This is a genomic window from Kribbella caucasensis, assembly GCF_004361855.1.
GTDB lineage: Bacteria > Actinomycetota > Actinomycetes > Propionibacteriales > Kribbellaceae > Kribbella > Kribbella caucasensis.
Genome location: NZ_SNWQ01000011.1, coordinates 44978 through 69993, shown reverse-complemented (window position 1 = coordinate 69993; position 25016 = coordinate 44978). Strand labels below are relative to the sequence as shown.

At 68.2% G+C, this 25016-nt stretch carries 22 protein-coding genes; 12 read left to right on the top strand and 10 right to left on the bottom strand.

Features of this window, described 5'->3' with window-relative positions:
• Positions 1–55 precede the first annotated feature (55 nt).
• The 3 genes from EV643_RS22575 to EV643_RS22565 form a co-directional block, all read right to left on the bottom strand.
• A complete protein-coding gene (locus EV643_RS22575; protein WP_133802103.1) occupies positions 56–1222 on the bottom strand; it encodes a CaiB/BaiF CoA transferase family protein in 1167 nt (388 codons plus the stop codon).
• A 165-nt stretch (positions 1223–1387) separates the two neighbouring features.
• Entirely contained in the window at positions 1388–2326 is a 939-nt protein-coding gene (locus EV643_RS22570; protein ID WP_133802102.1) for an alpha/beta fold hydrolase, read from the bottom strand.
• On the bottom strand, positions 2323–4164 hold the full coding sequence (locus EV643_RS22565) for a hypothetical protein (protein ID WP_133802101.1): 1842 nt from the start codon (positions 4162–4164) through the stop codon (positions 2323–2325). The genes EV643_RS22570 and EV643_RS22565 overlap by 4 nt, the downstream gene beginning before the upstream one ends.
• Positions 4165–4276: 112 nt before the next feature.
• Here EV643_RS22565 and EV643_RS22560 point away from each other — a divergent pair, with 112 nt between their 5' ends.
• Positions 4277–5038: a MerR family transcriptional regulator gene (locus EV643_RS22560; protein WP_133802100.1), complete on the top strand. Its 762-nt coding sequence runs from the start codon at positions 4277–4279 to the stop codon at positions 5036–5038.
• 4 nt (positions 5039–5042) lie between these two features.
• Here EV643_RS22560 and EV643_RS22555 read toward each other — a convergent pair whose 3' ends face one another.
• A complete protein-coding gene (locus EV643_RS22555; protein ID WP_202869707.1) occupies positions 5043–5876 on the bottom strand; it encodes a helix-turn-helix transcriptional regulator in 834 nt (277 codons plus the stop codon).
• 47 nt (positions 5877–5923) lie between these two features.
• Complete coding sequence (locus tag EV643_RS22550) at positions 5924–7609, bottom strand: cytochrome c biogenesis protein DipZ (RefSeq protein ID WP_133802098.1); 1686 nt, start codon at positions 7607–7609, stop codon at positions 5924–5926.
• 156 nt (positions 7610–7765) lie between these two features.
• Between EV643_RS22550 and EV643_RS22545 the strand changes: the two genes are divergently transcribed.
• From EV643_RS22545 to EV643_RS22530, 4 genes are all read left to right on the top strand, one after another.
• Positions 7766–8398, top strand: a complete 633-nt coding sequence (locus tag EV643_RS22545) for a fasciclin domain-containing protein (RefSeq protein ID WP_133802097.1) — start codon at positions 7766–7768, stop codon at positions 8396–8398.
• 109 nt (positions 8399–8507) lie between these two features.
• Positions 8508–9113, top strand: coding sequence for an ECF RNA polymerase sigma factor SigK (gene sigK, locus EV643_RS22540; RefSeq protein WP_238165726.1), 606 nt, complete (start codon positions 8508–8510; stop codon positions 9111–9113).
• A gap of 4 nt (positions 9114–9117) precedes the next feature.
• Positions 9118–9876 carry an anti-sigma factor gene (locus tag EV643_RS22535; protein ID WP_133802096.1) on the top strand — a complete coding sequence of 253 codons (759 nt, stop codon included), beginning with the start codon at positions 9118–9120 and terminating at the stop codon, positions 9874–9876.
• 45 nt (positions 9877–9921) lie between these two features.
• A complete protein-coding gene (locus EV643_RS22530) occupies positions 9922–10530 on the top strand; it encodes a TetR/AcrR family transcriptional regulator (protein WP_133802095.1) in 609 nt (202 codons plus the stop codon).
• Between the two features lie 163 nt (positions 10531–10693).
• Here the strand turns inward: EV643_RS22530 and EV643_RS22525 are convergent, their stop codons facing one another.
• The gene (locus tag EV643_RS22525; protein WP_133802094.1) at positions 10694–11026 is read right to left on the bottom strand and encodes a hypothetical protein; all 333 of its coding nucleotides are present in this window, start codon (positions 11024–11026) and stop codon (positions 10694–10696) included.
• Between the two features lie 450 nt (positions 11027–11476).
• Between EV643_RS22525 and EV643_RS22520 the strand changes: the two genes are divergently transcribed.
• The 7 genes from EV643_RS22520 (at position 11477) to EV643_RS22490 (ending at position 18800) form a co-directional block, all read left to right on the top strand.
• On the top strand, positions 11477–12382 hold the full coding sequence (locus EV643_RS22520; RefSeq protein ID WP_202869706.1) for a hypothetical protein: 906 nt from the start codon (positions 11477–11479) through the stop codon (positions 12380–12382).
• 31 nt (positions 12383–12413) lie between these two features.
• Positions 12414–13199, top strand: coding sequence for a hypothetical protein (locus tag EV643_RS22515; protein WP_202869705.1), 786 nt, complete (start codon positions 12414–12416; stop codon positions 13197–13199).
• Between the two features lie 47 nt (positions 13200–13246).
• On the top strand, positions 13247–13723 hold the full coding sequence (locus tag EV643_RS22510) for a GNAT family N-acetyltransferase (protein WP_133802091.1): 477 nt from the start codon (positions 13247–13249) through the stop codon (positions 13721–13723).
• Positions 13724–13867: 144 nt separating this feature from the next.
• Entirely contained in the window at positions 13868–14581 is a 714-nt protein-coding gene (locus EV643_RS22505; RefSeq protein ID WP_133802090.1) for an SGNH/GDSL hydrolase family protein, read from the top strand.
• Positions 14582–14679: 98 nt separating this feature from the next.
• Complete coding sequence (locus EV643_RS22500) at positions 14680–17376, top strand: ATP-binding protein (protein WP_133802089.1); 2697 nt, start codon at positions 14680–14682, stop codon at positions 17374–17376.
• Positions 17377–17474: 98 nt separating this feature from the next.
• Positions 17475–17765 carry a hypothetical protein gene (locus EV643_RS22495; protein WP_133802088.1) on the top strand — a complete coding sequence of 97 codons (291 nt, stop codon included), beginning with the start codon at positions 17475–17477 and terminating at the stop codon, positions 17763–17765.
• Positions 17766–17882: 117 nt separating this feature from the next.
• A complete protein-coding gene (locus tag EV643_RS22490) occupies positions 17883–18800 on the top strand; it encodes a carbamate kinase (RefSeq protein ID WP_133802087.1) in 918 nt (305 codons plus the stop codon).
• Positions 18801–18846: 46 nt separating this feature from the next.
• On the opposite strand, the gene EV643_RS22485 is transcribed toward EV643_RS22490, so the two are convergent.
• From EV643_RS22485 to EV643_RS22470, 4 genes are read right to left on the bottom strand one after another with little or no spacing between them, the layout of a single operon-like run.
• On the bottom strand, positions 18847–21915 hold the full coding sequence (locus tag EV643_RS22485; protein WP_133802086.1) for a sugar-binding protein: 3069 nt from the start codon (positions 21913–21915) through the stop codon (positions 18847–18849).
• Positions 21916–21954: 39 nt separating this feature from the next.
• Positions 21955–22764, bottom strand: coding sequence for a carbohydrate ABC transporter permease (locus EV643_RS22480; protein WP_133802085.1), 810 nt, complete (start codon positions 22762–22764; stop codon positions 21955–21957).
• Positions 22761–23660 carry a carbohydrate ABC transporter permease gene (locus EV643_RS22475; RefSeq protein WP_133802084.1) on the bottom strand — a complete coding sequence of 300 codons (900 nt, stop codon included), beginning with the start codon at positions 23658–23660 and terminating at the stop codon, positions 22761–22763. Before EV643_RS22475 ends, EV643_RS22480 begins: the two co-directional genes overlap by 4 nt.
• Positions 23635–24999 (bottom strand): extracellular solute-binding protein, encoded by a 1365-nt coding sequence (locus tag EV643_RS22470; RefSeq protein WP_133802083.1) that lies wholly within the window; start codon positions 24997–24999, stop codon positions 23635–23637. Before EV643_RS22470 ends, EV643_RS22475 begins: the two co-directional genes overlap by 26 nt.
• Positions 25000–25016: the final 17 nt, after the last annotated feature.

The following is a 25016-nucleotide window of genomic DNA, read 5'->3' as shown; positions in this document are numbered from 1 at the left end:
TGGGCTGGCGGTCTGCGGCCCCATGAGCGGTGAGGCCCCGGGCCGGCGCTTCGCCTCAGCCCTGGGGCTCGTCGAGCCAGGCTTGGACTGACTCGTTGTGTTCGCCGAGGCGGGGTGGGGGGAGGTTGGTGGAACGGGCGCCGGCGTGGGGGTTGTCGTCGAAGCGGAGGGGTGGGCCGGGGAGCTGGATGCGGCCGAGACTCGGGTGCTCGACGTCGATCAGCAGCCCCTGGGACAAGGTCTGCTCCCATTCGTAGACCTGCTGGAAGTCGCGGACCTTGCCGGCCGGGATCCCCGCGTCGGCCAGCCGCTGCAACCACACGTCCGCCGACTCGGCCGCGAACGCGTCCTCGATCGCCGCGGTCAGCTCATCCCGGTGCGCGACGCGCTGCGAGTTGACGGAGAACCGCGAGTCCGCCGGATCCAGCCCGACGATCGGCGCGAACGTCTTCCACTGCCCCTCGCTACCGACCGCGACCTGGACGATGTCGTCCCGCGTCCGGTACAGCCCGTACGGCGCGATCTGGGCGTGATGGTTACCGACCCGCTCGGGCAACTCCCCCGCGACGGTCCACTTCGTCCCGTGGAACGCGTGCACGCCGACGACCGAGGCGAGCAGGCTCGTACGGACCACGCGCCCCTTGCCGGTGATGCTCCGCTCATGGAGGGCGGCCACCGCACCGTATGCGCCGTACATGCCGGCCAGCAGGTCCGCGATCGGGACGCCGACCTTCGTGGGTTCGACCGCGCCGGTGACGCTCATCAGACCGCCTTCGCCCTGCGCGATCTGGTCGTACCCGGCCCGCCCACCGTCCGGTCCGTCGTGGCCGAACCCGGTGATCGACAGGATCACCAGCCCCGGGTTGAGGTCGTGCAACCGCTCGACGGAGAACCCGAGCCGGTCGAGCACTCCTGGCCGGAAGTTCTCGATCAGCACGTCCGCGCGACCGACCAGCTTGGTCAGGAACTCCTTGCCGTCAGGGGATTTCAGGTCCGCGGTGACGGACTCCTTGTTCCGGTTCGCGGACAGGAAGTACGTCGACTCACGGTCGTCCGGCGGACCCACGAACGGCGGTCCCCACCCCCGGCTGTCATCCCCACCCGCCGGCGTCTCGACCTTGATCACCCGGGCTCCCAGATCCCCGAGCATCATCGCCGCATGCGGACCAGCGAGCGCCCGGGTCAGGTCAACCACCACGAGGTCAGACAGCAGGTTCTGCACCCACTTACCCTAGGGCCTGTCTGACGGTTCCCTGCAGTCGCGAGCAGGTGCTCGGTGCGGTAGCTCGGTGTGCTGGAGTGAAGGCCTCGATGCGGTGTCCATCGTGGCCTTTGCTCCAGTGCAGCGAGATGCCGTGCCGAGTGCCGCGCAGCACGCAGGGAACCGTCAGACAGGCCCTAAGCGAGCGGCCTTCCGGGCCAGAGACGCGAGGCGGTGAGTCACGTCACGCGGGCGTTCCTGCATGAGCATGTGGCCGGCACCGGGATACATCCACAGCCGAGCGTGGGGTAGGAGGGCCGCCGTCCGGTTGCCGTGGCGTGGCGGCAGCAGGCGGTCCCGGGTCCCGTGCATGATCTCGACCGGGATGCCGCCGAGCGCCTCGAGCGCGTGACCCCGGTCGTGCTGGGCGATCGCCTCGAAGAACCCGCTGAACGACCGGCCGGGCAGCACGTCCAGATCCGCCATGAAGATGTCCACCTCGGTCGGGTCAGCGTGCTTGCCGAACACCAGCTGCTTCAGCGCGGGCCGCCGGACCCTCGCCTGCCAGGGCCGTACCGCCTTCCGCCGATCCATTCGCGCGCCGGCCAGGTTCATCGCCCGCGGCGCCACGAACGCGGCCGCGCTGTCGAACCGCTCGGGCAGCCCGAAGGGTCGCGACGTCGTCGGCCCCGCCGCGGTACTCACGAGCGCGGCACCGACGATCCGGGATCCGAACAACTCCGGCCGCTGTTCCGCCAGCGCCATCAGCGTCATCCCGCCCATCGAGTGCCCGGCGTACACGATCGGCCCGGACGGCACGACCTCGTCCAGCACGGCGACGAGATCCTCCGCGAGCTGCTCGATCCGGGTCGTCCCGATCGGCGCGGCGTCGGACTTCCCGTGACCGCGATGGTCATACGCGACCACCCGCACCCGCGACGACCCCAGTACGGTCGGCAGGTCCTCGAACTGGTTGTGCCACTCGCGGGTCGAACAAGTCCAGCCGTGGGCGAGCAGAACCGTCACCGGCGCATCGGGAGAGCCCGTCGTCTCCACATGCAGCCGTACGCCGTCCGACGTCGTCACCCCGGTCTGTTCGAGCTGCCGTTCGGCCTGAAGCGTCATCTGTTCCCCAGTTCATCAGTCACGCGATCACGATTCTCCGCGAGCAGGTGTTCGGCCCGGAGCCGGCCGCCCCGCGCGCCCCGGCCGACGAGCCAGGCGATCGCGAGCACCTCCAGCAACCCGACCACGGCGACGGCCGCGTAGCCACCGTTCCACATCCATCGTGGCACGTCGGTCCGCTCCTCGCGGCGCAACACCTGCTGTTCGCTGATGAACTCGACCGTCTGCCCGTCGGACACCTGCACGGCCGGCTCCTCGATCGCCGGGTCCGCCGGCGCGTACACCCAGGCCGCCACCATGTCCCTCTGCCCCTGGTGCAGCCGGACCATCGACTTCCACTTGCCGTACATCGGCACCGGCCCCGTCGACCGATAGGTGCCATCAGCAACTTTCTCCAGCGGATGCAGGACCAGCCCGCCACCCTGCCAGGCCAGCGCCTCGAACCACCGCGCGTCGTCGGCCGCATCGGTGGGCTGCAGTTTGACGGTCACGTAAGCGGTCGGCTCGGATCCGGTCGCCACCCGCTCCAGCGAGATCGTTGCCATCACCCCCGGCTCGGCCGACCGCGGTACGCAGAAGAACACGACACCCAGTACGGCGATCAACCCGGCCGCGCCTAACTGGTGCGTACGGCGTACCGCAATCGCACGGGTATGCCGGATCGACATCGCTCGCGACTCGCCGGCCACCTCCGCGTACCGGGTCGCCAGCCATGCGCCGACCAGACCCGCGCCGACGCCGACCACCACGCCGAACCCAAGGGCCGGCGGGAGCATCGACGACGGCCACCTGACCGGCATCCACACCTGGCTCCAGGCATATTCGGCGACCACGCCCACGGTGCCGATCAGGGCACCCGCGACGACACCCAGGCGGAAGCGATTCTTGTTGCCCAAGGCAAGCGCCACCGCCTCGACGATGACCGCCTCGACGATCAGCAACGGGAAATGACCGAGCAGCCCGTCGAGCGGTTGGTCCACCGTCCACGCGATAGCACCCCGGATCACCAGATAGACCGCCAGCGCGCCGAAGGCACTGCCCGGGCCCCGCCGCGATCGCACGATGGTGAACGCCATCGCCGCGCCGAACACGATCAGGATCGGCTGCAGGATCAGCGGGAACTGGGGTACGCCGTAGTTGAACTCTGTGCTGAACAGGTCCCACGCGATCAACAGCGCGCCGACCGCGACGATCTCTTGGAACCGGCGCCGCAGGTTGATCCCGACCAGTTGCTCGACCTCCGCGGCGGCCAGCAGCCGGGCGAAGATCGACAGCACCACGCCGCCGATCATCAGCAGATGTGTCGGCCCCCAGAGCGTGACGTCCTCGCCGAACAGCCGGTGCCACACGTCGTCCATCGGGAATCCGACCAGCGCGAACGTCCCACACAGCACGACCAGGGCCGAACTGCACGGGATCCGCCAGCCCTTGGTCAGTCTGATCGTCCGGGCCGGCAGCGGTTTGCGGGCCAGCGCGATCGGCAGCACGCCCGCGATGATCACGCCGAGGATGCCGAAGAAGATCGGATAGTGCGCCGGCGTACCGAACGGCCCGGTGTCGCGACCGCGGCCGATGTGCACCGCGATGTCCCACCACACCCCGAAGGCGCAGGCGAGCAGCGAGACGGCATGCAGGTACGGCGTGAGCGCGGCCCAGCGGGGTACGCCGTCCAGCCTCCCGACCGTGTCCGCGATCCGTCCGACCAGCGTGATCCGGCCGGTCCGCTCGCGCCAGAGCAGGACGGCCAGCGAGAGGTAGACCAGCCCGACCAGGCCGGTCACGATCGCGATCTGACCGAACGTCGCGGTTCCGGTCGAGGCTGCCAGCGGGGCGACCATGAGCACTCCCTCGGGACTTGGACAGTGGGGACGGCATCGGCGCGTCATTCAGTATGCGCCACGGATGATGTTACATAAGATATGTAACGTTGAGTCTGGAACACTGTCAAGGGTGGATGCACGGACACCGGCCGCCGCCGAGGAACTGACCGTCGACCAACTCGCCGCGAAGGTGGGCATGACGGTCCGCAATGTGCGCGCGTACGCCGGCCGCGGGCTGATCCCGCCGCCCCGGCTGGTCGGCCGGACCGGGTACTACGGCGCCGACCACGTCGCCCGGCTGACCCTGGTCCGCGAGCTGCTCGGCAAGGGGTACACGCTGGCCGCGGTCGAGCGGATGATGACCGAACTCCCCGACGGCGCGCTGGCGCTCGGCGTGTTCGAGGCGCTGGTGAGCCCGTGGTCGCCGGCCGAGCCCGAGGTGATCGAGGAACACCAGCTGGCCGAACGGGCCGGTATCCCACACGACCCGGCGGCGATCGCGAAACTGGTCGAGCTGGGCATCTGCGAGCGGCTCGACGACGGCCGGCTCCGGATCCCGAACCCGGACCTGCTCCGCACCGGCCTGGAGGTGATCAAGCTCGGCGTGCCGCTGGAGGCGATCTTCGAGCTGCTGCCGAAGCTGTTCCACCAGGCCGATCAGGTTGCCAAGATCTACGTCGAACTCTTCCGCAGTACGGTCTGGCGCAAGTTCGCCGACGCGGGGATGCCGGCCGAAGGCTGGCCGGAGATCCAGCGCACCCTGGAGAACATCATCCCGCTGGCCGGCCAGGCGCTGGTCGCAGCGTTCCGGGAGGCGATGGGCCGCGAGATCGAGATCGTCGCCTACGAAGAACTCGGCCTGCCGCCGGAGGAACTGCCGTCGACCGGGTGACGCACTAGATCGCCTGCAGCGACTGAGCCGGCACCAGCTTGTCCAGTGCATGCTGTGAAGCGACGTCGGCCGCGCGGTAGACGATCAGGCGCTGACCAGGATCGCCCAGCGGAGTCAGTACGTCGTACTCGACCGTCAGCATCCCGACCACCGGGTGGTTGATCCGCTTGATGCCGTTGCCGTTCACCATCACATCGCGGCGGTCCCACCACTGCGCGAACTCCGGGCTCTCGCGTTTCAGCCCGGCGACCAGTTCGGCGAGTTCGTCGTCGTCGGCGTGCGCAGCCCAGGCGGCCCGGAGATCGGCGATGCCCTCCCGGATGATCTCCTCCCGGTCCGGGTAGAACTCGGCGAAGGCCGGTTCGATCGTGCACAACCACATCGTGTTGCGCCGCTCCGGCGGGACCCCGGCGAAGTCGAGCATCAACGCGGCCAGCTCCGGGTTCCAGGCGCAGATGTCGAATCGGTGGTTCACCAGCATGGCGGGTAATGGCGACAGGGCCCGCACCAACTCGGCCAGCGATCCGGATTCGGGTCCGGGCTGGCGGCGTACCGAGGTCCACTGCCTGGTCAGGTCGAACACGTACGCGTGCTCGTCGTCGGTCAGGCGCAGCGCCCGGGCGAGCGCCTCCAGCACCTCCGCCGACGGCCGCAGCCCGCGCCCCTGCTCCAGCCGGATCACATAGTCCACGCTGACCCCGGCGAGCTCGGCGACCTCCTCGCGCCGCAGGCCTGGCGTACGGCGCGACCGGCCGCGCTCACGCAGCCCTACCTCGGCCGGCGTGAGCCGCTCCCGCCTGGTCCGCAGGAACACGGCGAGTTCGTGCGCGACGTCCATGACCATCGATTCTACGTTCTCCATAACCACGGACAACCGATCGCCGGTCAGCCGAAGCTGAAGGTGTAGGCGGAGATGCCGGGGGTGTAGGTGAGCGTCATCGTCCGGCGTTCGGTGGACGGTCTGTCGACCAACTGGTAGGCGTTGGGGGTGCCGGCGACGGTGATCGTCCGGTCGGGCTCGTCGGGGATCGAGACCGTGACGGTGCCGCTGCCGGCGAGGACGTGGTAGACCTTCGCCGCCTGGTAGTTCAGGCGGACCTGGGAGCCCGGGGTGGACGTGACACTCTGAGTGCCGACGAGCCAGTTGCCGCCGAGGCTGTAGGTATCGTCCGACTGCTGGGGATTGAGGCCGAAGGCAACGGTCTTGTTCGGGACGAGCTTGCCGGCCCCGTTGAGGTTGGTGGATCTCGAGTACGCGAGGTAGGTCTCGGGCGTCGTCCCGTCGGCACCAGGCTGGTCGGCCCGTACGTCGACCGGCGGCGGCAGCTCGATCCCGGGATTGGTGGCCTGCAGCAACTGCCGGATCTGCTTCTCCGTCTGGTCGTACGAACCTTCGCCGAACTTGATCGACCGAACGGTGCCCTCGGCATCGATCAGATACTTCGCCGGCCAGTACTGGTTCCGGTACGCCGTCCAGGTGGCGAGGTTGTTGTCCTGCACCACCGGGTACCCGATCTTCGCCTTCGCGATCGCGGACCGCACGTTGCCGGCGGACTTCTCGAACGCGAACTCCGGTGCGTGTACGCCGACGATCCGCAGTCCCGCCGATCGATAGGCCTGGTCCCAGGCGAGCAGATGAGGCGTCGCGCGCTGACAGTTGATACAGGAATAGGCCCAGAAGTCGACCAGGACGACCTTGCCCTTCAGACCGGACAGGGTGAGCGGTTGCCCGCCGGGTGTGTTGAACCACTGCTGCGTACCGCGGAACTCCGGGGCCGCTCCGCAGGAGGCCAGCTCGGCAGCTCCCGGCGTACAGTTCGACAGCTCCTCGCCGCCGACGCCGATCACTGGAGCCAGCGCACCCTGCACTGTCTTGCTCTCGGCAACCTTCTTCTCCAGACCACTGGTGTAACTCGGCAACGATCGCTGGATCACGTCCGTGAGGTTGAACGCAAGCCCCACCGCGAGCGCGATCATCACCACCCCACCCGCGATCCGGAATCCGCGCGCATGATCGCGGTAGGCCTTGACCCGCTGCGCGATTCGCGACCCGGCGGATGCGAACACGAGCAACGGCAACGCTGCGCCCACAGCAAAAGAAACAGTCAGTACGACGGTCCGCCAGCCCACCGTACCCGTCGCACCGGCGACCGTGATCGCGGCCAGCACGGGACCCGCGCAGGGAACGTAGAGAGTGCCGAGACCGAGCCCGAGAACGAAGGCGCCACCGCCGGTCCGGTTGACCTTCGGCAGCCGGTAGAACGGCCTCTCGATCAGGTGGCCGAGCACTGGGACGATCAGGCCGAGACCGACCAGCGTCAACACGGTCAGCCCGGCCCAGCGGAGGAAGTCGTCTGGGAGTCCGAGTGCGGACAGGATCACCGACCCGGCCAGCGCGAACAGGCTGAAACTCACGACGATCCCGGCGATGATCCGCGCCGGCCGGGCGCTCCGGGACGGATCGCTGCCCGTGCTGCCGGCGAAGAAGATGATCGGCAGCATCGGCAGGACGCAGGGCGACACCCCGGTGATCAGTCCACCGACGACTCCGATCAGGGCCAGCGTGATCATCCGGGACGCTCCGAATCTGTGGGGACCGTTGACGTCAACGCTTCGGATCCGGACCGCCGGCGGATGGCCCCGAAGACGCACCCATCCGCGCGGCGGCGGGGAACGAAGTACGGGAGTCAGTCGCTTGATCGACCCACGCACCCTGGAGAGCCCCTCATGCCCAAGAACCTCGTTCGCACCGGCCTGGTCGCGGCCGCCCTGTCCCTGGTCTTCGTCACCGCCGCCTGTGGCAGCGACGAGAACAACACGCCCGCCGCGCCCCCGGCCACCACCCCGACGATGGCGGACAACGCCTCCGGCCTCGTCGGCCCCGGCTGCGCCGACTACGCGAAGGCGAACCCGGCCGGCGCCGCCTCGATCGACGGGATGGCCGCCGCTCCCCTGGCCACGGCCGCGTCGAGCAACCCGCTGCTGACCACGCTGGTGTCGGCCGTTTCCGGCAAGCTGAACCCGAAGGTCGACCTGGTCTCGACCCTGAACGGTGGCGAGTTCACCGTCTTCGCGCCGGTCGACACGGCGTTCGCGAAGATCCCGGCGGCGACGATCAACACGCTGAAGTCCGATGACGCGCTGCTGACCAAGATCCTCACGTACCACGTCGTACCGGGCCAGCTGGACCCGAGCTCCGTCGTCGGTCAGCAGACCACGGTCGAGAAGCAGGCCGTCACGGTCTCGGGTTCGGGCGACAACCTGACCGTCAACAACGCGAAGGTGATCTGCGGTGGGGTGAAGACCGCCAACGCGACCGTGTACCTGATCGACACGGTCCTGATGCCGCCGGCGGCGTGATGACGATGGCATCCGGCGTACGCTGTTCAGGTCTTCCGGAGGTGGGGATGTGGCGCAAACCGTAGAACTCGGCGGGCGCTCACTTCGGATGTCGAGCAGAGGACTGAGTGTGACCGAACCGACGGCAGCCCAGTGGCGGATGCGGGTCGACCCGCGTCCGCCGGACGGCATCGACGAGGGCGACCTGATGAGACGGGTCGCACGCGGCGACACCGACGCGTACAGCACCCTGTACGACGTCGTCGCGCCGAAGGTATTCGGCCTGGTCCGACGGGTGCTGCGCAATCCCGCCCAGTCCGAGGAGGTGACGCAGGAAGTGATGATCGACGTCTGGAGAACCGCCGGCCGGTACGACGCCGCGCGCGGTTCGGTGCAGGCCTGGATCCTCACCATCGCGCACCGCCGTGCCGTCGACCGCGTCCGGTCCGAGCAGGCTGCCGCCGACCGTCATCAGACCGTCGGGGCTCGATCTGCCGAGACCGACTTCGACCAGGTCGCCGACGCCGTGACCGACCGGCTCGAGGCCGAGCAGGTCCGCAACTGCCTGGGTACGTTGACGGAGCTGCAACGCGAGTCGATCATGCTTGCCTACTACAACGGTCTGACGTATCCCGAAGTGGCCGAGCGCCTCGACGCCAAGCTGCCGACGATCAAGGCCCGGATGCGCGACGGCCTGATCCGGCTGCGTGACTGTCTCGGAACGGCAGGGAGCTGAGCCGATGAGCACCTCCGAACTCCACACCCTGGCCGGCCCGTACGTCCTGGACGCGCTGCCCGCCGACGAACGGATCGGCTTCGAGGAACATCTCGCCTACTGCAGCGCCTGCACCGCCGAGGTCACCCGGCTCCGCGAGGCCGCGGTCAAACTGGCCGCCAATGTCGCGGTCTCACCCCCGCCCTCACTGAAAGCGAACGTGCTCGCATCGATCGCCCAGCTACCCCAATCCGCTCCGGCCGAGAGCGAACAGCCCCAGCCGACTGCTCCGGGGGAGGGCGTGGTGCTCACTCCTCGTCGCGGCTTCGGGCGTCTGCGCCGTGGCAGCACCCTCGCTCTTGCCGCCGCCGCGGTCATCGTCGCGATCAGCGGCGGTATCGCGATCGACCAGTACCGCGACAACACGGCCACCACCGCGACCAACAACCAGATCGCCGCGGTCCTCGCCGAACCCGACGCCCGGACCGTCCACGGCGAGGTCAAGGGCGGCGGTCAGGCGACCGTGGTCACGTCGAACCAGCGCGACGCCGCGGTCGTGGTACTGCACGATCTCCGGACGCTGCCGGCCAGCCAGACGTACCAGCTCTGGCTCATCGACAGCTCGCAGACCGCCCACTCGATCGGACTCGCCGACGCGACGTCGCTCACCAAGGTCGTCAGCGGCGGCGTCACCGGCAAGATCGCCTTCGGCCTCACCGTCGAACCGGCCGGCGGCTCGGCCAAACCGACGATGTCCGGTGCCACCCTGATCTCGATGACCTAGTTAAGGTGGCCGGGAGATCTTGTAACGGATGCAGGAGAGGGTGGAGTGGATCCGCGGAAGCAGCGCACCCTGGAGGCCCTGATCGCCGCCGGCCAGGCGATCTTCAGTGAGCGCTCGGCCGACGACGTCACCGTCGAGGAGATCGCCGACCGCGCGGGCGTGGCGATCGGCTCCATCTACAACCACTTCGGCTCCAAGGCCGGTCTGCAAGCCGCCGTCGTCGAACATGCCCTCGACACCGACCGGCATTACATGGACCGCGCCTACGTAGTCGGCCGTTCCCCGGTGGAGCAGATCTACGCAGCCGCCGAGCAGTACCTCGACTTCTACCTCGACCACCCCGAGTACTTCCGCATGCTGGCGTTCCCCAACGGGCCCGGCCAGTACCAGGCCGGTCAGGAACTCTCCCAACGCCTGGTCCGCGCCGTCGACGAACAGAACCGCCGCCTGGTCGATGCCCTACGCCAAGGCATCGAGGCCGGCGCCCTCCGCCCCGTGGACCCCGACGAGGTCGCCACCATCCTCTGGTCCGCCTGGAACGGCATCATCAGCCTCGCCTGGCGCCCCGACACCCTCCGCCGCACCGAACCAGAACTCCGCGCCCTCCTGACCACCGCCACCGACATCGTCGCCACCGGCCTACTCCCCCGCTGACCACCCCATCTGCCGACGTCGGTCAACGTCAGCTTCCACCGCCGACCGGTCATCACGACGGCACCGGGAACGACGTACGTGCGATCATCGGCCGCATCCCCAACCGCCAGAGCACCCCGCCCCATCCCCAGCTCGCGGCCCGTACTCAGCAGTCAGTCCGATGTCATGCAGCAGTGCCGACACGTACAGACGCTCCTCGTCGTACCCCGCTGCGAGCGAGGAGACTCCCCCAAAGCCACGTCCGCAGGCAATGCCCGAACAAGGGCTCCGGTACGGCGACCTCGGCCAGGCCTGCGATCTCGCAGGCCAACGGACTGTCCGGCACCGACCGCCACGGATCAAGCACCACATCGGCCCCACGACTCACCCGACTCCGCAACCGCTCCGGCAACGCCGCGACCTCAACAGCAACGGCCTCCCGCGCAAACCGCACCCGCGCACCCAGCTCCAGCGTCCCGCCCGACGCCTCCGCCCAAGCCCTGGACCCGACCGCCACAACCGCGGCCCTCCATCCACAAAGTTCTTGCATCCATTGCAACAACTCCATCCGCCGCAACCTAGCAACCCCACCCCACCCTCTTGCAAAGCTCCCAATATCTCTGCGCCACTACGGTCGACCGACGGTGATTGCCGGGCTGGCGGCCATCTTCGACCCGATGGACGGCACCTCACCGCCGGGTAGATCCAGGCGGCGGTTCGGGAAAGCTTTGTGTTCCGCTGTCAGCGGAGATAGCATATTTCCCGAACATTGGAGAGGCGGTGAAAGTGAATGAGTGCGTTTGAGGCACCAACATCTGAGGCCGAACTGCTGGACCGTGCGCAGGAAGCTCTTGCCGAACGGCTGCCGCCAGGCTGGGACCTCAGTCTCGTGCGTGAGCCGCGCACGGCGGGCGATCGGCCTGACGCGGTCGGGGAGGTCGTCACCCCAGACGGCGTCACCTCTCTGATGCTCATCGAGGTCAAGAGCAATGTCGACAGCCGCGATGTCCGTTCGATCTGCAACCAGTTCGCCAGGTACATCGGCCGCCAACCGGACAGCACCGGCATGGTAGTTGCGCGCTATCTGTCCCCGCAGGTGCGGCAACGCCTGGCCGAAGCTGGGCTTTCCTACGTAGATGCCACAGGCAACGTTCGGGTGACCCTGTCGCGTCCGGGGCTGTTCCTCTCCGATCACGGGGCCGACAGCGACCCGTGGCGTGGCCCGGGACGGCCCCGCGGCTCCTTGAAGGGAGCGCCGGCAGCCAAGGTGGTCAGAACCCTGGTGGACTTCGATCGGGCATGGCCGATGCGCCAGCTAGTTGAGACAGCAAGGGTGTCGACCGGGGCGGCGTACCGTGTGGTCCAGTTCCTCCAGGAAGAGGACCTGGTCGTTAAAGAGAGCTCCCTGGTTCGGGCGCCCGATTGGGAGAGGCTGCTGCGGCGGTGGAGCCAGGACTACGAGTTCGCCGGAACCAATCGGACAACCCGCTGGCTCGCGCCCAGGGGTCTCGATCGGCTACTGGAACGTGCCGCGAGCAGCGACGTCGAGTACGCCGTCACAGGCACGATCGCAGCAGCGGAGTGGGCGGCGTATGCCCCAGCGCGGTCCGCGATGATCTACACCCCCGCGCCATCGGCCGCGGCCGCGGCGTGGGATCTTCGCCCGGCCGAGGCCGGCGCAAACGTCGTCCTCGGCGAGCCCGAGAGCGATGTCGTGTTCGCCCGAACCCGCCGCGCCGCTGCGGGTGGTTTTCAGCTCGTGGCACCCACCCAGGTAGCGGTCGATCTCCTGACCGGGCCGGGCCGGAACCCGGCCGAGGCCGAAGAACTCATCGGATGGATGACACGCAATGAATCCTCCTGGCGCCAGTAGCGGCGACCTGCTGGTCCAGTCCCGATCGGCGATGCTCGATGCCCTCGTGGCCCTCGATGCGCACCGCGCCGCCGTGATCGTCATCGGCGCTCAAGCCGTGTACATGCGCACCTCTGCCGCGGCGGTCGCCCTAGCCGAGGCCACAAAGGACAGCGATCTCGCCGTGGATCCCCGCCAGTTGGGCGAGCACCCCCTGCTGGAGGAGGCGATGAAACGGGCAGGGTTTGTTCCCAACCCCACCAGCAGACAGCCCGGGGCATGGCTCAGCCCAGCGGGAATCCCGGTCGACCTGATGGTGCCCGAGGCCTTCGCTGGCGCTGGCGGCAAGCAGGCTCGCGGTGCGCGGATCCCACCCCACAGCAAGATGGCCACGCGTCGAGCCAGAGGGCTTGAGGCAGCACTCATCGACCACTCGCCGCTGGAGATCACCGCGTTGGATCCGGCCGACGATCGCCGCTACACCGTGAAAGTCGCGGGAACTGCGGCCCTTCTGGTTGCGAAGCTGCATAAGATCGCTGAGCGCAGCGACGCCCCGACCCGGCTGGTCGACAAGGATGCGCACGACAGCTACCGCATCCTCATCGACATCGAGACCGCTGAACTGGCTGAGGCGTTCGGCCGGCTCTGCCAAAACAAGGTCAGTTCGGCCGAGACCGAGCAGGCTCTGGTGTTCCTCACGGATTTGTTCGCTGCCGGACCGACGGCGCTTGGATCGCTGATGGCCGGTCGCGCCGAGACAGGAATCGGCGAACCCGAAACCGTCGCCCTTCAGGTGTCGGTCCTCGCGGGAGACCTGCTGACCGCTCTCCGGCGGTAACCGCAGGCTGCCCGCTTACCCAAGACGCTGCGCGGCAGGCTGGTGGCATGACCGTTTTGATTCGGCCGGCCAGTGGTGGGGATGCGGCGCGGGTGGCGCAGATCTACGTCGAGTCGTGGAATTTGGGTTTCGGTCAGCTGATGCCGCCGCTGGTGCTCGATGACGATCGGATCAACCGCTGGGCGACCGACTTGACCACTGGGCGAACCAAGTGGTGGGTGGCGGAGAACGACGGGTCACTCGGCGGCTTCGTCGGGATAGGCCCCAGCCGCGACCCGGTGGACCCTGAACTGGGAGAACTCGACACGATCGCCGTCGACCCAGGTCATTGGCGCACCGGCATCGGCACCGTTCTCATGCGAACCGCACTCGAAGCACTAGTCGACGGCTACCCGCAGGCCATCCTGTGGACGCTCGCGGGATACGACAGCGGCCAGCGTTTCTACGAGTCGACCGGCTGGAAACCCGATGGCGGCACCCGCGACGACGGCCACCAGATTTCGTACCGACACCGTCTGCGGTAGTCCAAATCGCTCGACTCTCACGCCGCAACCGGTCTGCAACTTCCTGCAGATTTGTGGCCGCGAAGGGCTCGCGTACGCCACTGTTTGCTCCGAGATTCGTACACCGACGGCGATCGCGTGATCCCAGACAAGTGAGGCAAACGGATGAAGACGACGCGGCGGGGGCTGCTTACTGCTGGGGCTGTGGTTGTTGGCGCCTCGATCCTCTCTACCGAGCAAGCTTTTGCCGATGGGTACGGCTCTGGTGCGCTTGGGCCGTGGGAGGGGCTGTCCAAGAGGATCTCCACACTCGACCAGATCAATCCGGTGTTGAACAACGACGGGCTGTTCATGTTCGGGGACAGCATCTCCGTTCAGGATGGCTACTCCTTTGCTCAGCGGCTGATGAGCCGGACGGGTGATGTCATTGCCGTGCACAACTGGTCCGGTCGCCCAACGGCTCCGGCTGTCGACGCGCTGGCGCAGTGGGCCCAGGCGTACGGCATGCCGCGCAGGATCCTGATGGCGACCGGGACGAACGACATCTTCACCCCACCCGTGTTCGCCGCCCAGGTCGACCGCACGATGAGCATCGTCGGCCCGACCCGGACCGTCTACTGGGTCAACACCCAGGTATCCAGGACCGGCCAAACCGCCGCCGTACAGCTGGCCGACCAGCGCAACAGTGCCTGGATCAACCTCCAACTGGCCGACGCCCAGCGCCGCCACTCGAACCTGCGCATCGTCCGCTGGGCCGAGTTCCTCGCCGCGAAGCCGTCCCGGCTCACGACCTACCTCGAGGACGGCGTACACACCACGGTTCCCCTGGGGCAGGACGCCCGCAACGAGCTCATCGTCCAGGCAATCGAAGCGGGCTAGCAGCAACCGGAAGGGCCGGCGTCAACGGCCCTTCCGGTTGGTGCACCAGGAGCAGCCGCGGGCTTCCGCAGCGGGCGGCGTCAGGGGATGCTGGGCGGATGGGGATCGTTGGGCGGCGGGCGGAGCTCGACGCGTTGCGGGGGTGGGTGGACGACGCTCGCGAGGGGCGCGGGCGGCTGGTCTTGTGTGCCGGCGAGGCGGGGATCGGCAAGACCCGGCTGGCCCAGGAGGTTGCCGGGCTGGCGCTGGCCCAGGGCACGTCCGTCGCCTGGGGCCGTTGCGTCGAGACGGAGGGCGCACCCGCGTATTGGCCCTGGCGGCAGGTCCTGCGAACACTAGGCCGAGACGCCGACGAGGTGCTGTCCGGTGAGGACCGGTTCGGGCTCTTCGAGGAAGTGACAGAGGCGGTACGCCGAGCCGCCGGGGACCACGGGCTCGTCGTCATCCTCGACGACATCCACCGGGCCGACGAATCGTCCCTGCTGGTACTGCGGCACGTGGCCGAGCAGATCGCGGATCTCCCCCTGCTCGTCCTCGCCACCTTCCGCCAGTCCCCCGCGCTGACGGACCTGCCGACGGTCGAACGCCTCGAACTGCGGAACTTCACCCTCGCCGAGGTCAGCCAACAGTTGTCACTGGCAACCACTGACCAGGACCTCGCGCCAACTGTGTACGAGGTGACCGGCGGCAACCCGCTGTTCGTCCGCGAGCTGGCGCGGGCGATCGCGGACGGGTCCTGGCGACCGGACCGGCCGCCTAGGTCGGTGCTCGAGATCGTCGCCGGCCGGCTCGACCGTGCCTCCGCGGATTGCCGGCGACTGGTCCAAGCCGCCGCGATCGTCGGCCGTGACTTCCGACTCCCATTGGTTGCCACGACCCTGCGGCTACCCATCGAGAAATGCCTTCCACTGATCGACGAGGCGATCGCCTCCGGCTTCGTGGACCGCCTCGCCAGTGGCGACTTCAGATTCGTGCATGCGCTCACTCGCGATGCGATCGAGGCATCCCTGCCAACCGCCGACCGCACCGCGTTGCATCGGTCGGTCGCGGAGGCGTTGGAGGAACAGTTCGCGGACGACCTGTCCGAGCACCTCACCGAGATCGCCCGGCATCGCGCTGAACTCGCGCGGTACGGCGACGGCGCGACGGCCCGGGCCTGGTTGGTCCGGGCAGCCGACGACGCAGTACGGCGGCTGGCCTATGAGGAAGGTGTTCGGCTGTACCGGGAGGCGTTGGGAACCAGGCCGCTGGGCGACGAGGAGCGGTGCCGGGTCAACGTTGCCCTGGGCAAGGCGGCGTACCTCGCGGGTGATCTGGAGGGATGTCTGGACGCCGCCTTGTCGGCTGCGAAGGTTGCCCAGAGCCCGGAACAGGCGGCGGAGGCCGCGCTGGTGCTCGAGGCCGTGCCGGATCAGCGAATCAACGCGAGCGCCAAGCGGCTCTGCGAGGAAGCACTTGCCCAAAGCATCGATCCGGCGCTGCGGGCGAGACTCCTCGCTCAGCGGAGTCAGCTCGCTTTCTACGACGGCGAGCAGGCGCGGCTCGACTCGCTCAGTTCCGAGGCACTGGAGCTGGCCAGGACGTCGGCGGACGATCGTGCGCTGGCCGAGGCCCTTCGCGCCAGGCAAGAAGCCTGCCCTGGTCCGGCCGGCCGGGCCGAACGGCTGGACCTTGCGGCCGAGATGCTCGCGCTCGCCCAGCGAACAGGCAGCGCGCGCTCCGCGATGTGGGGCGAGGTCTGGCGGCTCGACGCGCTGATCGAGAGCGGCCGGCTCGCCGCGGCGGCCGAAGAGCTCCCCCGCCTGAAGGTCGCGGTCGAACGGCTCGGTGGGCCGGTCAGCGCCTGGCATCACGACCGGATCGCGGCGTGCATCGCCCAGGCCCGCGGCCGGTACGCCGAGGCCGCCGCGATCGGGCGCCGTGGCTTCGACCGGATGCGACCGGTCGAACGCGCACCCGCGACCGGCGCGTTCCTGGCGCTCCAGAATGCGCTCGCAACCCACCTCGGTGTCTCTGCCGAGCTGGGAGAGCTGGTTCGGCAGCCGTTCGATCCGCCGCCGCGGTTCGCGACCATGGCCCGCTTGTCCCGAGCGTATCTGTTGCTCTGCGCAAACTCCCCCGAGCAGGCGGCAGCTTCGTACCGGCAAGCTGGTCCGATCGAGACCTGGTCGTTGCCCGCGTTCTTCGTCCTGCCCGGCTACGTGTACGCCGCTCTGGCCTGCTGCGGACTCGGCCGGTACGACGATCTCGGTGTATTGGTCGACCGCTTGCAGGAGTTCCGCGGTGAGCATGCCGTCGGCAACGGAGTCGCCTACCTCGGACCGGCGGAACTGGCGATCGGGCGAGCTGAAGCGGTCCTGGGACGATTGGATGCCGCGATCGACGATCTCGCTATCGCAGTGGAGCAGGCCGATCGGGCGGGAGCGGCCGGATTCGTTGCCGAGGCGCAGTACCACCTCGCCGCGGCCCTGGTCGAACGTGATGGTCCGGGTGATCGGGATCGGGCGAAATCGGTTGCGACGGAGGCGGCCCGGCTGATCGGATCGCTCGGCCTAGCGGCGTACTCGGATCGGATCGGTGCACTGGTGGCCCGGCTCGACGGCACGGACGCGGGCGCGCTGAGCCCGCGAGAGGTCGAGGTCGCAGGGCTGGTCGCGGAGGGGCTGACGAACCGGCAGATCGCGGAGCGGCTCGTCATCTCCGAACGGACGGCGCAGAACCACGTCCAGCACATCCTCACCAAGCTCGGATTCGCCACCCGCAGCCAGATCGCCACCTGGATCACCCGCCGATGAGTACCCCGAATGAGTGATCTGGCGGATTCCGGCCGGGCGGGATCTTCCTAGCGTGACTGGTACGGCCGATCCAGGCCGTACGACCAAGGAGGACAGTCATGAAGTGGATCGCAGTCGCCACCCCGCCGTTCGCGGCCATCGAGCAGTTCGACCAGGTGATGGAGCAGCTCGGCGGCGAGCCGGAGGGCCTGGAAGCACGGTACGTCGGTACCACCGCCGACGGTCTCCGCGTGGTCACCCTGTGGGAGTCGAAGGCCCACGCCGACCGCTTCTTCGCCGAGCGGCTGGGCCCCGCGCTCGCCAAGGTCCTCGCCCCCGAACCGGCCGGCCGCCCCGAGGTGCTCGGCATCGAGGTAGCCCGCAGCTACGTCCGCGAGCCGGTCGCCTGACGTAGCCGCGGTCCGGGCAGGCCCTCAGCGTGGGCCTGCCCGGACCTTCGTCCTGTCGCCGGCAGGCAATCGGGGCCGGGGTACCAGCGAATTCGGGGGATTGGTGCACGCTGAAGCATGCGGATAGTGATCGGACTCGGGGGCAACGCTCTGCTCCGACGTGGTGAGCGGCCCGACGCCGACGTGCAGCTCGCGCACCTGGCCGCGGCCGCCCCCGCCTTGGCCAGGATCGCGGCCGAGCACGAGGTGGTCATCGTGCACGGCAACGGCCCTCAGGTCGGCCTGCTCGCCATGGAGAGCGTCTCCGACACCACGCTCTCCAGGCCGTACCCTCTCGGCGACCTCGTCGCCGAAACGCAGGGCGTCATCGGGTACTGGATCCAGCAGGCACTCACCAACGCCGGCCTCGCGCGTCCGGTGGTCACTCTCGTGACCCAAACCGTCGTCGACGGCAACGATCCTGCCTTCCTGACGCCTACGAAGTACGTCGGCAGCGGGTATCCCGAGGAGGTTGCCCGTCTCCTCGCCAGCAGAAACGGCTGGTCCATCCGCAAGGACGGCGCGGACTGGCGAAGAGTCGTTTCCTCACCGCGGCCACGCCGAGTCGTCGAGTTGGACGCCGCCGAACTGCTGCTGCGAAACCGAATCACAGTGATCTTCGCGGGAGGAGGTGGCATACCGGTTGCCGAAGGTCCAGCGGGGCTCGTGGGCGTCGAAGCGGTCGTCGACAAGGACTTCGCCGCCGCCCTGATCGCCACCGAACTTCGGGCCGACCTGCTGGTGATGCTGACTGACGTACCAGCGGTGTACCTCGACTACGGGACCGCAAGCCAACGCCCATTGCGCCAGATCGACAGCGCGGAGCTCGCGTCCCTCACCTTCCCCGACGGCTCGATGGGCCCCAAGGCCACGGCCGCCCTGCGTTTTGTGGAAGCCACGCATGGACGCGCCGCGATCGGTTCCCTGGACGAAGCCGCCTCCGTAGTCGAAGGCACCACCGGCACCCAAATCACCTTGCCATCCTCTCGCGATTGATGGATAGTGGCGCTATCTATAAGCGGATAGCGCCACTATCCATCAACTACCGGCGGAACTTGAGATCCAGCGCCTGGACCTCACCCTTCGTCGTCTCGTACGACAGCAGCAGCCGGCCGTCCTGCAGCAGCTTCGCGCGCTGGGCCGCGGTGATCGGGATCGACAAGTGCTTCGTCTTGCTGGTGATCGGACTCGCCGCCTGCTTGACGACGTGACCGCTCATGTCGGGCGACCAGGGCGGGTAGCCGCCGTCGGTTACGGCACATGCCGTCAGGCCGTAGTCCGGCGCCGGATCGGCAGCGGGTGAACAGCTGGTCGTGTAGACCGGGATCGCGCCGACCAGACCCGTCCACAGGTAGAGCCGGGCCGTGCCCGAACCACCGGCGGAGATGTCGAGGTCAACAGACGAGCTGTTCAGCTCGACGTTCCGCACCTGCAGCCGGTTGCCGGCCGGCGCCGGGATCCGGCCCGAGATCGGCACGTCGTTCCGTGCCGACTGGGCGATGGTCTGCGGGGAGAGAACTCCGTTCAGGTTGGGGTTGGAGACGTTCGGCGGCGCCGGCGTGGTCGGCCGATCCGCCGGTGGGGTGTAGCCGGGGAGCGACGCCTGGCCCCAGCGGTACGGGTCGGACTGCACCGAGCCGAGCGCGGACCACCCGAGCCGGGTGCTCATGTCGATGTGCCGAAGCGTCGTAGTACCGGCTGCCGAGGTGTCGTCGTTGTCGTACGGCGTGATGTTCAGCCCCAGCTTGGCCGGATCGACGGCCGCCGGGAGATCGGCGAGCGGGATCTTGACCTCGAGATCGTAGCCACCACCGGTGTAGGCGTGCGGCGTGGTGGTCTCGTTGCTGCCGACCCAGGTCGCCGTCGAGGCAACCTGCACGCCGGGCGCGTTCCCAGTGCTGAGCGGTCCCGTCGAATAGCCCTGGTGGTTGTCGGCATCGCGTTCCCAGCAAGGCCCGTTCGCGCCGTTGCCGTTGCGGTTCGCCGGGTCGTTGGTGAACGGGAAGATACCGAGCTTGAAGGTGTTCGCGGTGTCCTTCAGGACCTGGGAAGCAGTTCCTCGCGGGTCGATCAGGATCTCCACCGAGTCGGCCTGCCAGTGCCCGACACATTCCTCGGGCGTGACCGCGTAGGACTGGTAGTCGTCGCGGATGTGCACGAAGAAGTACAGGGCGTCGTCCGACCAGCTGACCTTGGCGGTGCTGCCTTCGCCGGTTGCGGAGACACCACAGTCGTCGACACCCGTACAACTGGCGGCGCCCTGCCAGACCCGGCCGAGATCGAGCGTCGGACCGGAGTACTCACCAGGTGACGCAGTACCGTCGACGACCGGGGTGGTTGACGCATTGGCGACGGCCGTGGCAGGAACCAGCGACAGGGTCAGGGTTTCACTCCCCGAGCCGGCCGGCGCGCTGTACGACGTCGTGATCGGGATCGACACGTTCTGCGTTGCAGGCAAGGCCGCGTCGGTATTCGTAACCTCGAACGTCACCGTCGTCTCGGCACCCGGCGCCAACCCCGCATAGGGCTTGGACGCCGCGTCTGCGGTGAAGTTCGCCGGCAGCGTGAGGCCGACCTCGCCGCTCTGCGTCTGGTTGGACCAGTTGTGCACCACGACTGGCAGAGCCAGCGTCGTACCGACGGCCATCGACTGGATCGCTGCCGACCGGCCGAGCCGAGTCGCCTGCGGAGCCGTGTCGGCCAGCCACTGGTCGTACTCCTGCCAGTTCCCCCACCGCTGGAAGCGACCCTCGATCGGAGAAACGATCCGTACGACGTTGTCGGTGTACCCGGTCTTCGCCTGACTCGTGTAGAGCGCGGAGATCTTGGCGTTCTGGTTGACCGGTGCCGTCGTACTCGGGGTGACGGTGAAGGTCACCGTCGTCTCCCTGCTGTCCGAGACCCAGCCGACCTGCTGCGGCGCGCTCACGGTCCAGCCCGGCGGCACGGTCAACGCGACCTGGCCCGGACTCAACCAGCCGTCACCGGACTTGAGATGCAGCGTTGCCTGGAAGGGTTCTCCGGCCACGTTGAGGAAGCGCGAGAACGTCAGGTACTCGATTGTGCCCTTCGGCAGACCACCCGGATCCGGCTTGGTCGCGCCGAACAGGATCGCGTCGTCCAGACCCGCCTTCGCGTTCGCCGTACCGTCGGGAGCCGTGTTGGGCTGGAAGGGCACGAACGACTGCGTCATCCCGAACCTCGAACAGGCAGGCGCCGAATCGCCCTTGTACATCACGCGGCTCTGGGTCGGATAGGCTGCGCGTCCCTCGTCCGCGACCTGCTGCCAGATCTTGGCCGAGCCCGCCGGCTTGCCCTGCAGGTTCCCGGCCGGCCACTTGTACGGCGAGTCGTAGCCGGTCCAGACCCCGGCAACGGTGTCCAGGTTGGTGCCCGGCGTCGGGATGAAGCCGGTCGTGCAGTTCGCGGCCGTGGTGGTGCCGCCGGCGCCCGCCGTACTGCCGCCGGAGAACACCTTCTTCACCTGCCAGGTGCTCAGCGCGTTCGGGCCCGTCAACTGCTCGGGGAACCTGGTCGGATCGGCGGCAGCGAGCACGCCTTCCCAGATCAGCCGGCCCGCCTGCTGATGGTTTCCGTGCCCGGCCGCGAGTGTCGGCGTGAACCCGACGTAGATCTCGGGCTGGGTCGTCCGGATCACCCGGGTGACGCGGCGCAGCGTCTCCTCGGAGTCCCAGAAGTACTGCGTCAGCGGCGCACTCTGGTTGTAGAAGAAGTCGACCCGGTCCAGGTTGAAGATGTCGACCGTGCCGGACCGGTAGTGCGCGACCCGGTCCTCGTTCTCCCGGCGCAGACCGAGATCCGGCCCGAGCTCGGTACCGGCGGAGTTCCCGCCGCCTTCGCCCCGGGTGACCATGATGATGCCGCACTTGGTGCCGTAGCGCTGATGCCAGACGCCGCACGGCCCGATGATGCTGGTGTCGTCGTCGGGATGGGCCCATTCCCCCATCACGTCGATCTTGGTGTCACGGTCGGCGACGTACTTGCCCGGTGGACCTGCGTCGGCCCGGGCCGGTGCGGTGGCCGCGAGGCTTCCGACGGGGATCAGGACAGCGGCTGCCAGCAGGGCAACCATCGCTCGGTAACGCTTCATTGCTGTCTCCTTGCGACTGACACAGCGGCGGACGCGGGCTTATTCCCTCACAGCTCCCTCGAGCATGCCCGCGATGAAGTGGCGCTGGAGGAAGAGGTAGAGCACGACGACGGGCGTCGCGACGATGACCGCACCCGCGGCAAGCAGGGTGAAGCCTTGGGTGTACTGCCCCTGGAAGAAGGCCAGGCCCAGTGGTGCCGTGCGGAGGTTCTCGTCGGTGACCATCACCAACGGGATCAGGAACTCGTTCCAGGTCCACATGAAGACCAGCACCGTCATGGTGACGATGGCCGGCCGGGCCAGCGGGACCAGGATCTGCCAGAGCACCCGGCGGGTGGACGCGCCGTCCAGCCGGGCCGCCTCGACCAGGGTCCGGCTGGACGAGCGGAACCAGGCCCGCATCCAGAAGGTGCCGAAGGCAACGGACTGGGCGACCTGGGGAAGCGCGACCGCCCAGAAGGTGTCGGTCAGGCCCAGCGACCTGAGGTCGAAGTAGAGAGGTACGACGATCGCCTCGCTCGGCATCATGATGCCGAGCAGGAACAGGTAGAACAGCGGACCCGAGCCGCGGAACCGGATGACGCCGAACGCGAAGCCGCTGAGGATCGACAGCAGCACGCTGACCACGACGACGAAGACCGACACGGCCAGGCTCATCCGCAGGTAGGTGCCGAAGTGCCCGATCCGCCAGGCGTCGGCGAAGTTGCCGAGGTTGCCCGGTGACGAGCTGCCGCCGGCGTCCGGCGTACCGAAGGCTGCCTGCAGGACGGTCAGGATCGGCGCGATCGCGAACAGCGCGAACGCGACCAGGACGACGTAGTTCGCCGACTTCTCGGCCCGGGAGATCATGAGGCGGTGTCCCGGTCGCCGATCCGGTTGATCAGCAGCGAGATCGCCAGGATGACGACCGTCAGCGTGACTCCGATGGCGGCCGCCGAACCGACCCGGCCGAGCTCGAAGGCCCGGTGATAGACCTCGTACGACGGTACCGACGTCGAGTTGCCGGGGCCGCCACCAGTGGTCACGTAGACCAGGTCGAAGGTGCGCAGCGCGGCGATCACTGTCAGCGTCGATGCGACGGCGATCTCGCCGCGGACCGACGGCAGGGTTACCGCGAAGAACTCGCGGACGGGCCCGGCGCCGTCCAGCCTGGCCGCCTCGTAGAGATCACCGCTGATCCGGCCCATTCCGGCCAGCAGCAACACGGTGACAAGTCCGGTCTCGAACCAGGTGCCCACAAACCCGACCGCCGGCAGAGCGAGCGTGTAGTCGCCCAGCCAGCCACGCTGTAGCGAGTCCAGCCCGAGTGCGCCCAGCAGGTCGTTGAGACTGCCGTCCGGTGCGTAGATCCGGCGCCACGCGACGGCGACGACCACCATCGCGACAACCTGCGGCAGGAACACCACGGTCCGGAAGAACGGCAGTCCACGAACCTTGGCCCGGTTGAGGATCGAGGCCAGCAGCAGCCCGACGCAGACGGGGACGACCGCGAAGAAGACCATCAGGATCAGCGCGTGGCCGAAGGCGCTCCGCAGCCCCTCGTCGCTGATGATCTCGCGGTAGTTGTCGAACCCGATCCAGCGGCCCAGCGTCAGCCCGTCCCAGTCGTAGAAGGACAGCTGGACCGCGCGCAGCAACGGATAGAGCAGGAAGGCCGCGTAGACCGCGAATCCCGGGAGCAGGTAGAGGTAGGCGATCCGTCTCGGTTCGCCCGGCGGGCTACCCGTTCTTCGCGACGAACGCACCGTAGTCCTTCTCCAGCCGGTCGACGAACTGCTCCGGGGTCGCCTTGCCGGCCAGCAGGTCCTGCAGCGCCGCGCCGATCGTGTCGTACATCGTCGGCGTCGCGTAGTCGAGGTACGGGACCATACCGTCCGCCTCGACGGTCTTGCCGAACGCGGTGAAGACGTCCTGCTGCAGCCCCGGCGTCACCTGCTGGGCGGCGGTGTCGGCCACCGGCAAGTTGCCGGTCTTGGCGAGCACGCCCATCGCGTCCTGGCTGGTGATGAAGTTGATGTACGCCGCTGCCGCTTCCGGGTGCTTGCTCTTGGCGGTGATCGCGAACGGCAGGCCGGTACCACCGGTGGCGAGCGGCTTGGCGTCCGCGCTCTCACCCGGCGGCACCATGAATCCGACGTCGTCCCCCATCGCCTTCTGCAGGTCGGCCTGTAGCCAGGTACCGGCGATCAGGTAGCTCCCCTTGCCCTTGGAGAAGCCCTGCCAGGCCGGGTCGTAGTCCTGCCCGTTGAAGCCCTCGTTGAAGTAGCCCTTGCCGACCCAGTCCGTCAGGGTTTGCGCAGCCTTGACGTTCTCGGCGGTCTTCCAGCTGGCGCCCTTCCGCCCGAAGGCCAGCTGCTTGATCGAGTCGGCGGCCGTAGTACGCCCCTGGACCGTGCCGAACACGTGGATCGCCGGCCACTTCTCCAGGTTGCCCAGGACCAGCGGCCGCTCGCCCTTCGCCTTGAGCGTCGCCAGCGAAGCCTCGAAGTCCGCCCAGGACGCCGGCGGTTGCACGCCTGCCGCCGCGAGCTTCTTCTTGCTGTAGTAGATCCCGACGACCTCGCCCACCTGCGGCAGCCCGTACAGGTTGCCCTCTCCGAACGTCTTGCCGTCAGCGCTGTAGGACGAGTACTGCCGCACCGACGCCGGGTAGCGCTTGTCCCACCCGTACGCCGCTGCGTACGGGTCAAGGGGGACCAATTGATTCGCCTTGACGAACTCCCCCATGTCCGAGCGGCCGTTGTTCGCCTCGACGACATCGGGCGGCTCGTTGCCGCTCAGCGCCAGCCGCAGGGTGGTCTTGAGGTCGTCGAAGGATCGGGATACCCGCTTGATCTTGATGTTCGGGTACTTCGCCTGGAATGCCTTGTTCAGCTCTTCCATCTGGGCCGCCTGTCCGCCGCGGACCTCCTGGTCCCAGACCAGCAGCGAGACCTCGCCCAGCTTGGCGGCGTCGGTCTGCACGGTCGACGCGGTCGCCTGGGGTGGCGGCGCCGAGGTGTCGGACCCGGGCGTGCACGCGGCGACGGCGGTGATCAGGCCCAGGACACCTGCGGTCAGCGTCAGTCGGGTTGAGCGGCTCATGAGGTACTCCGTACGTT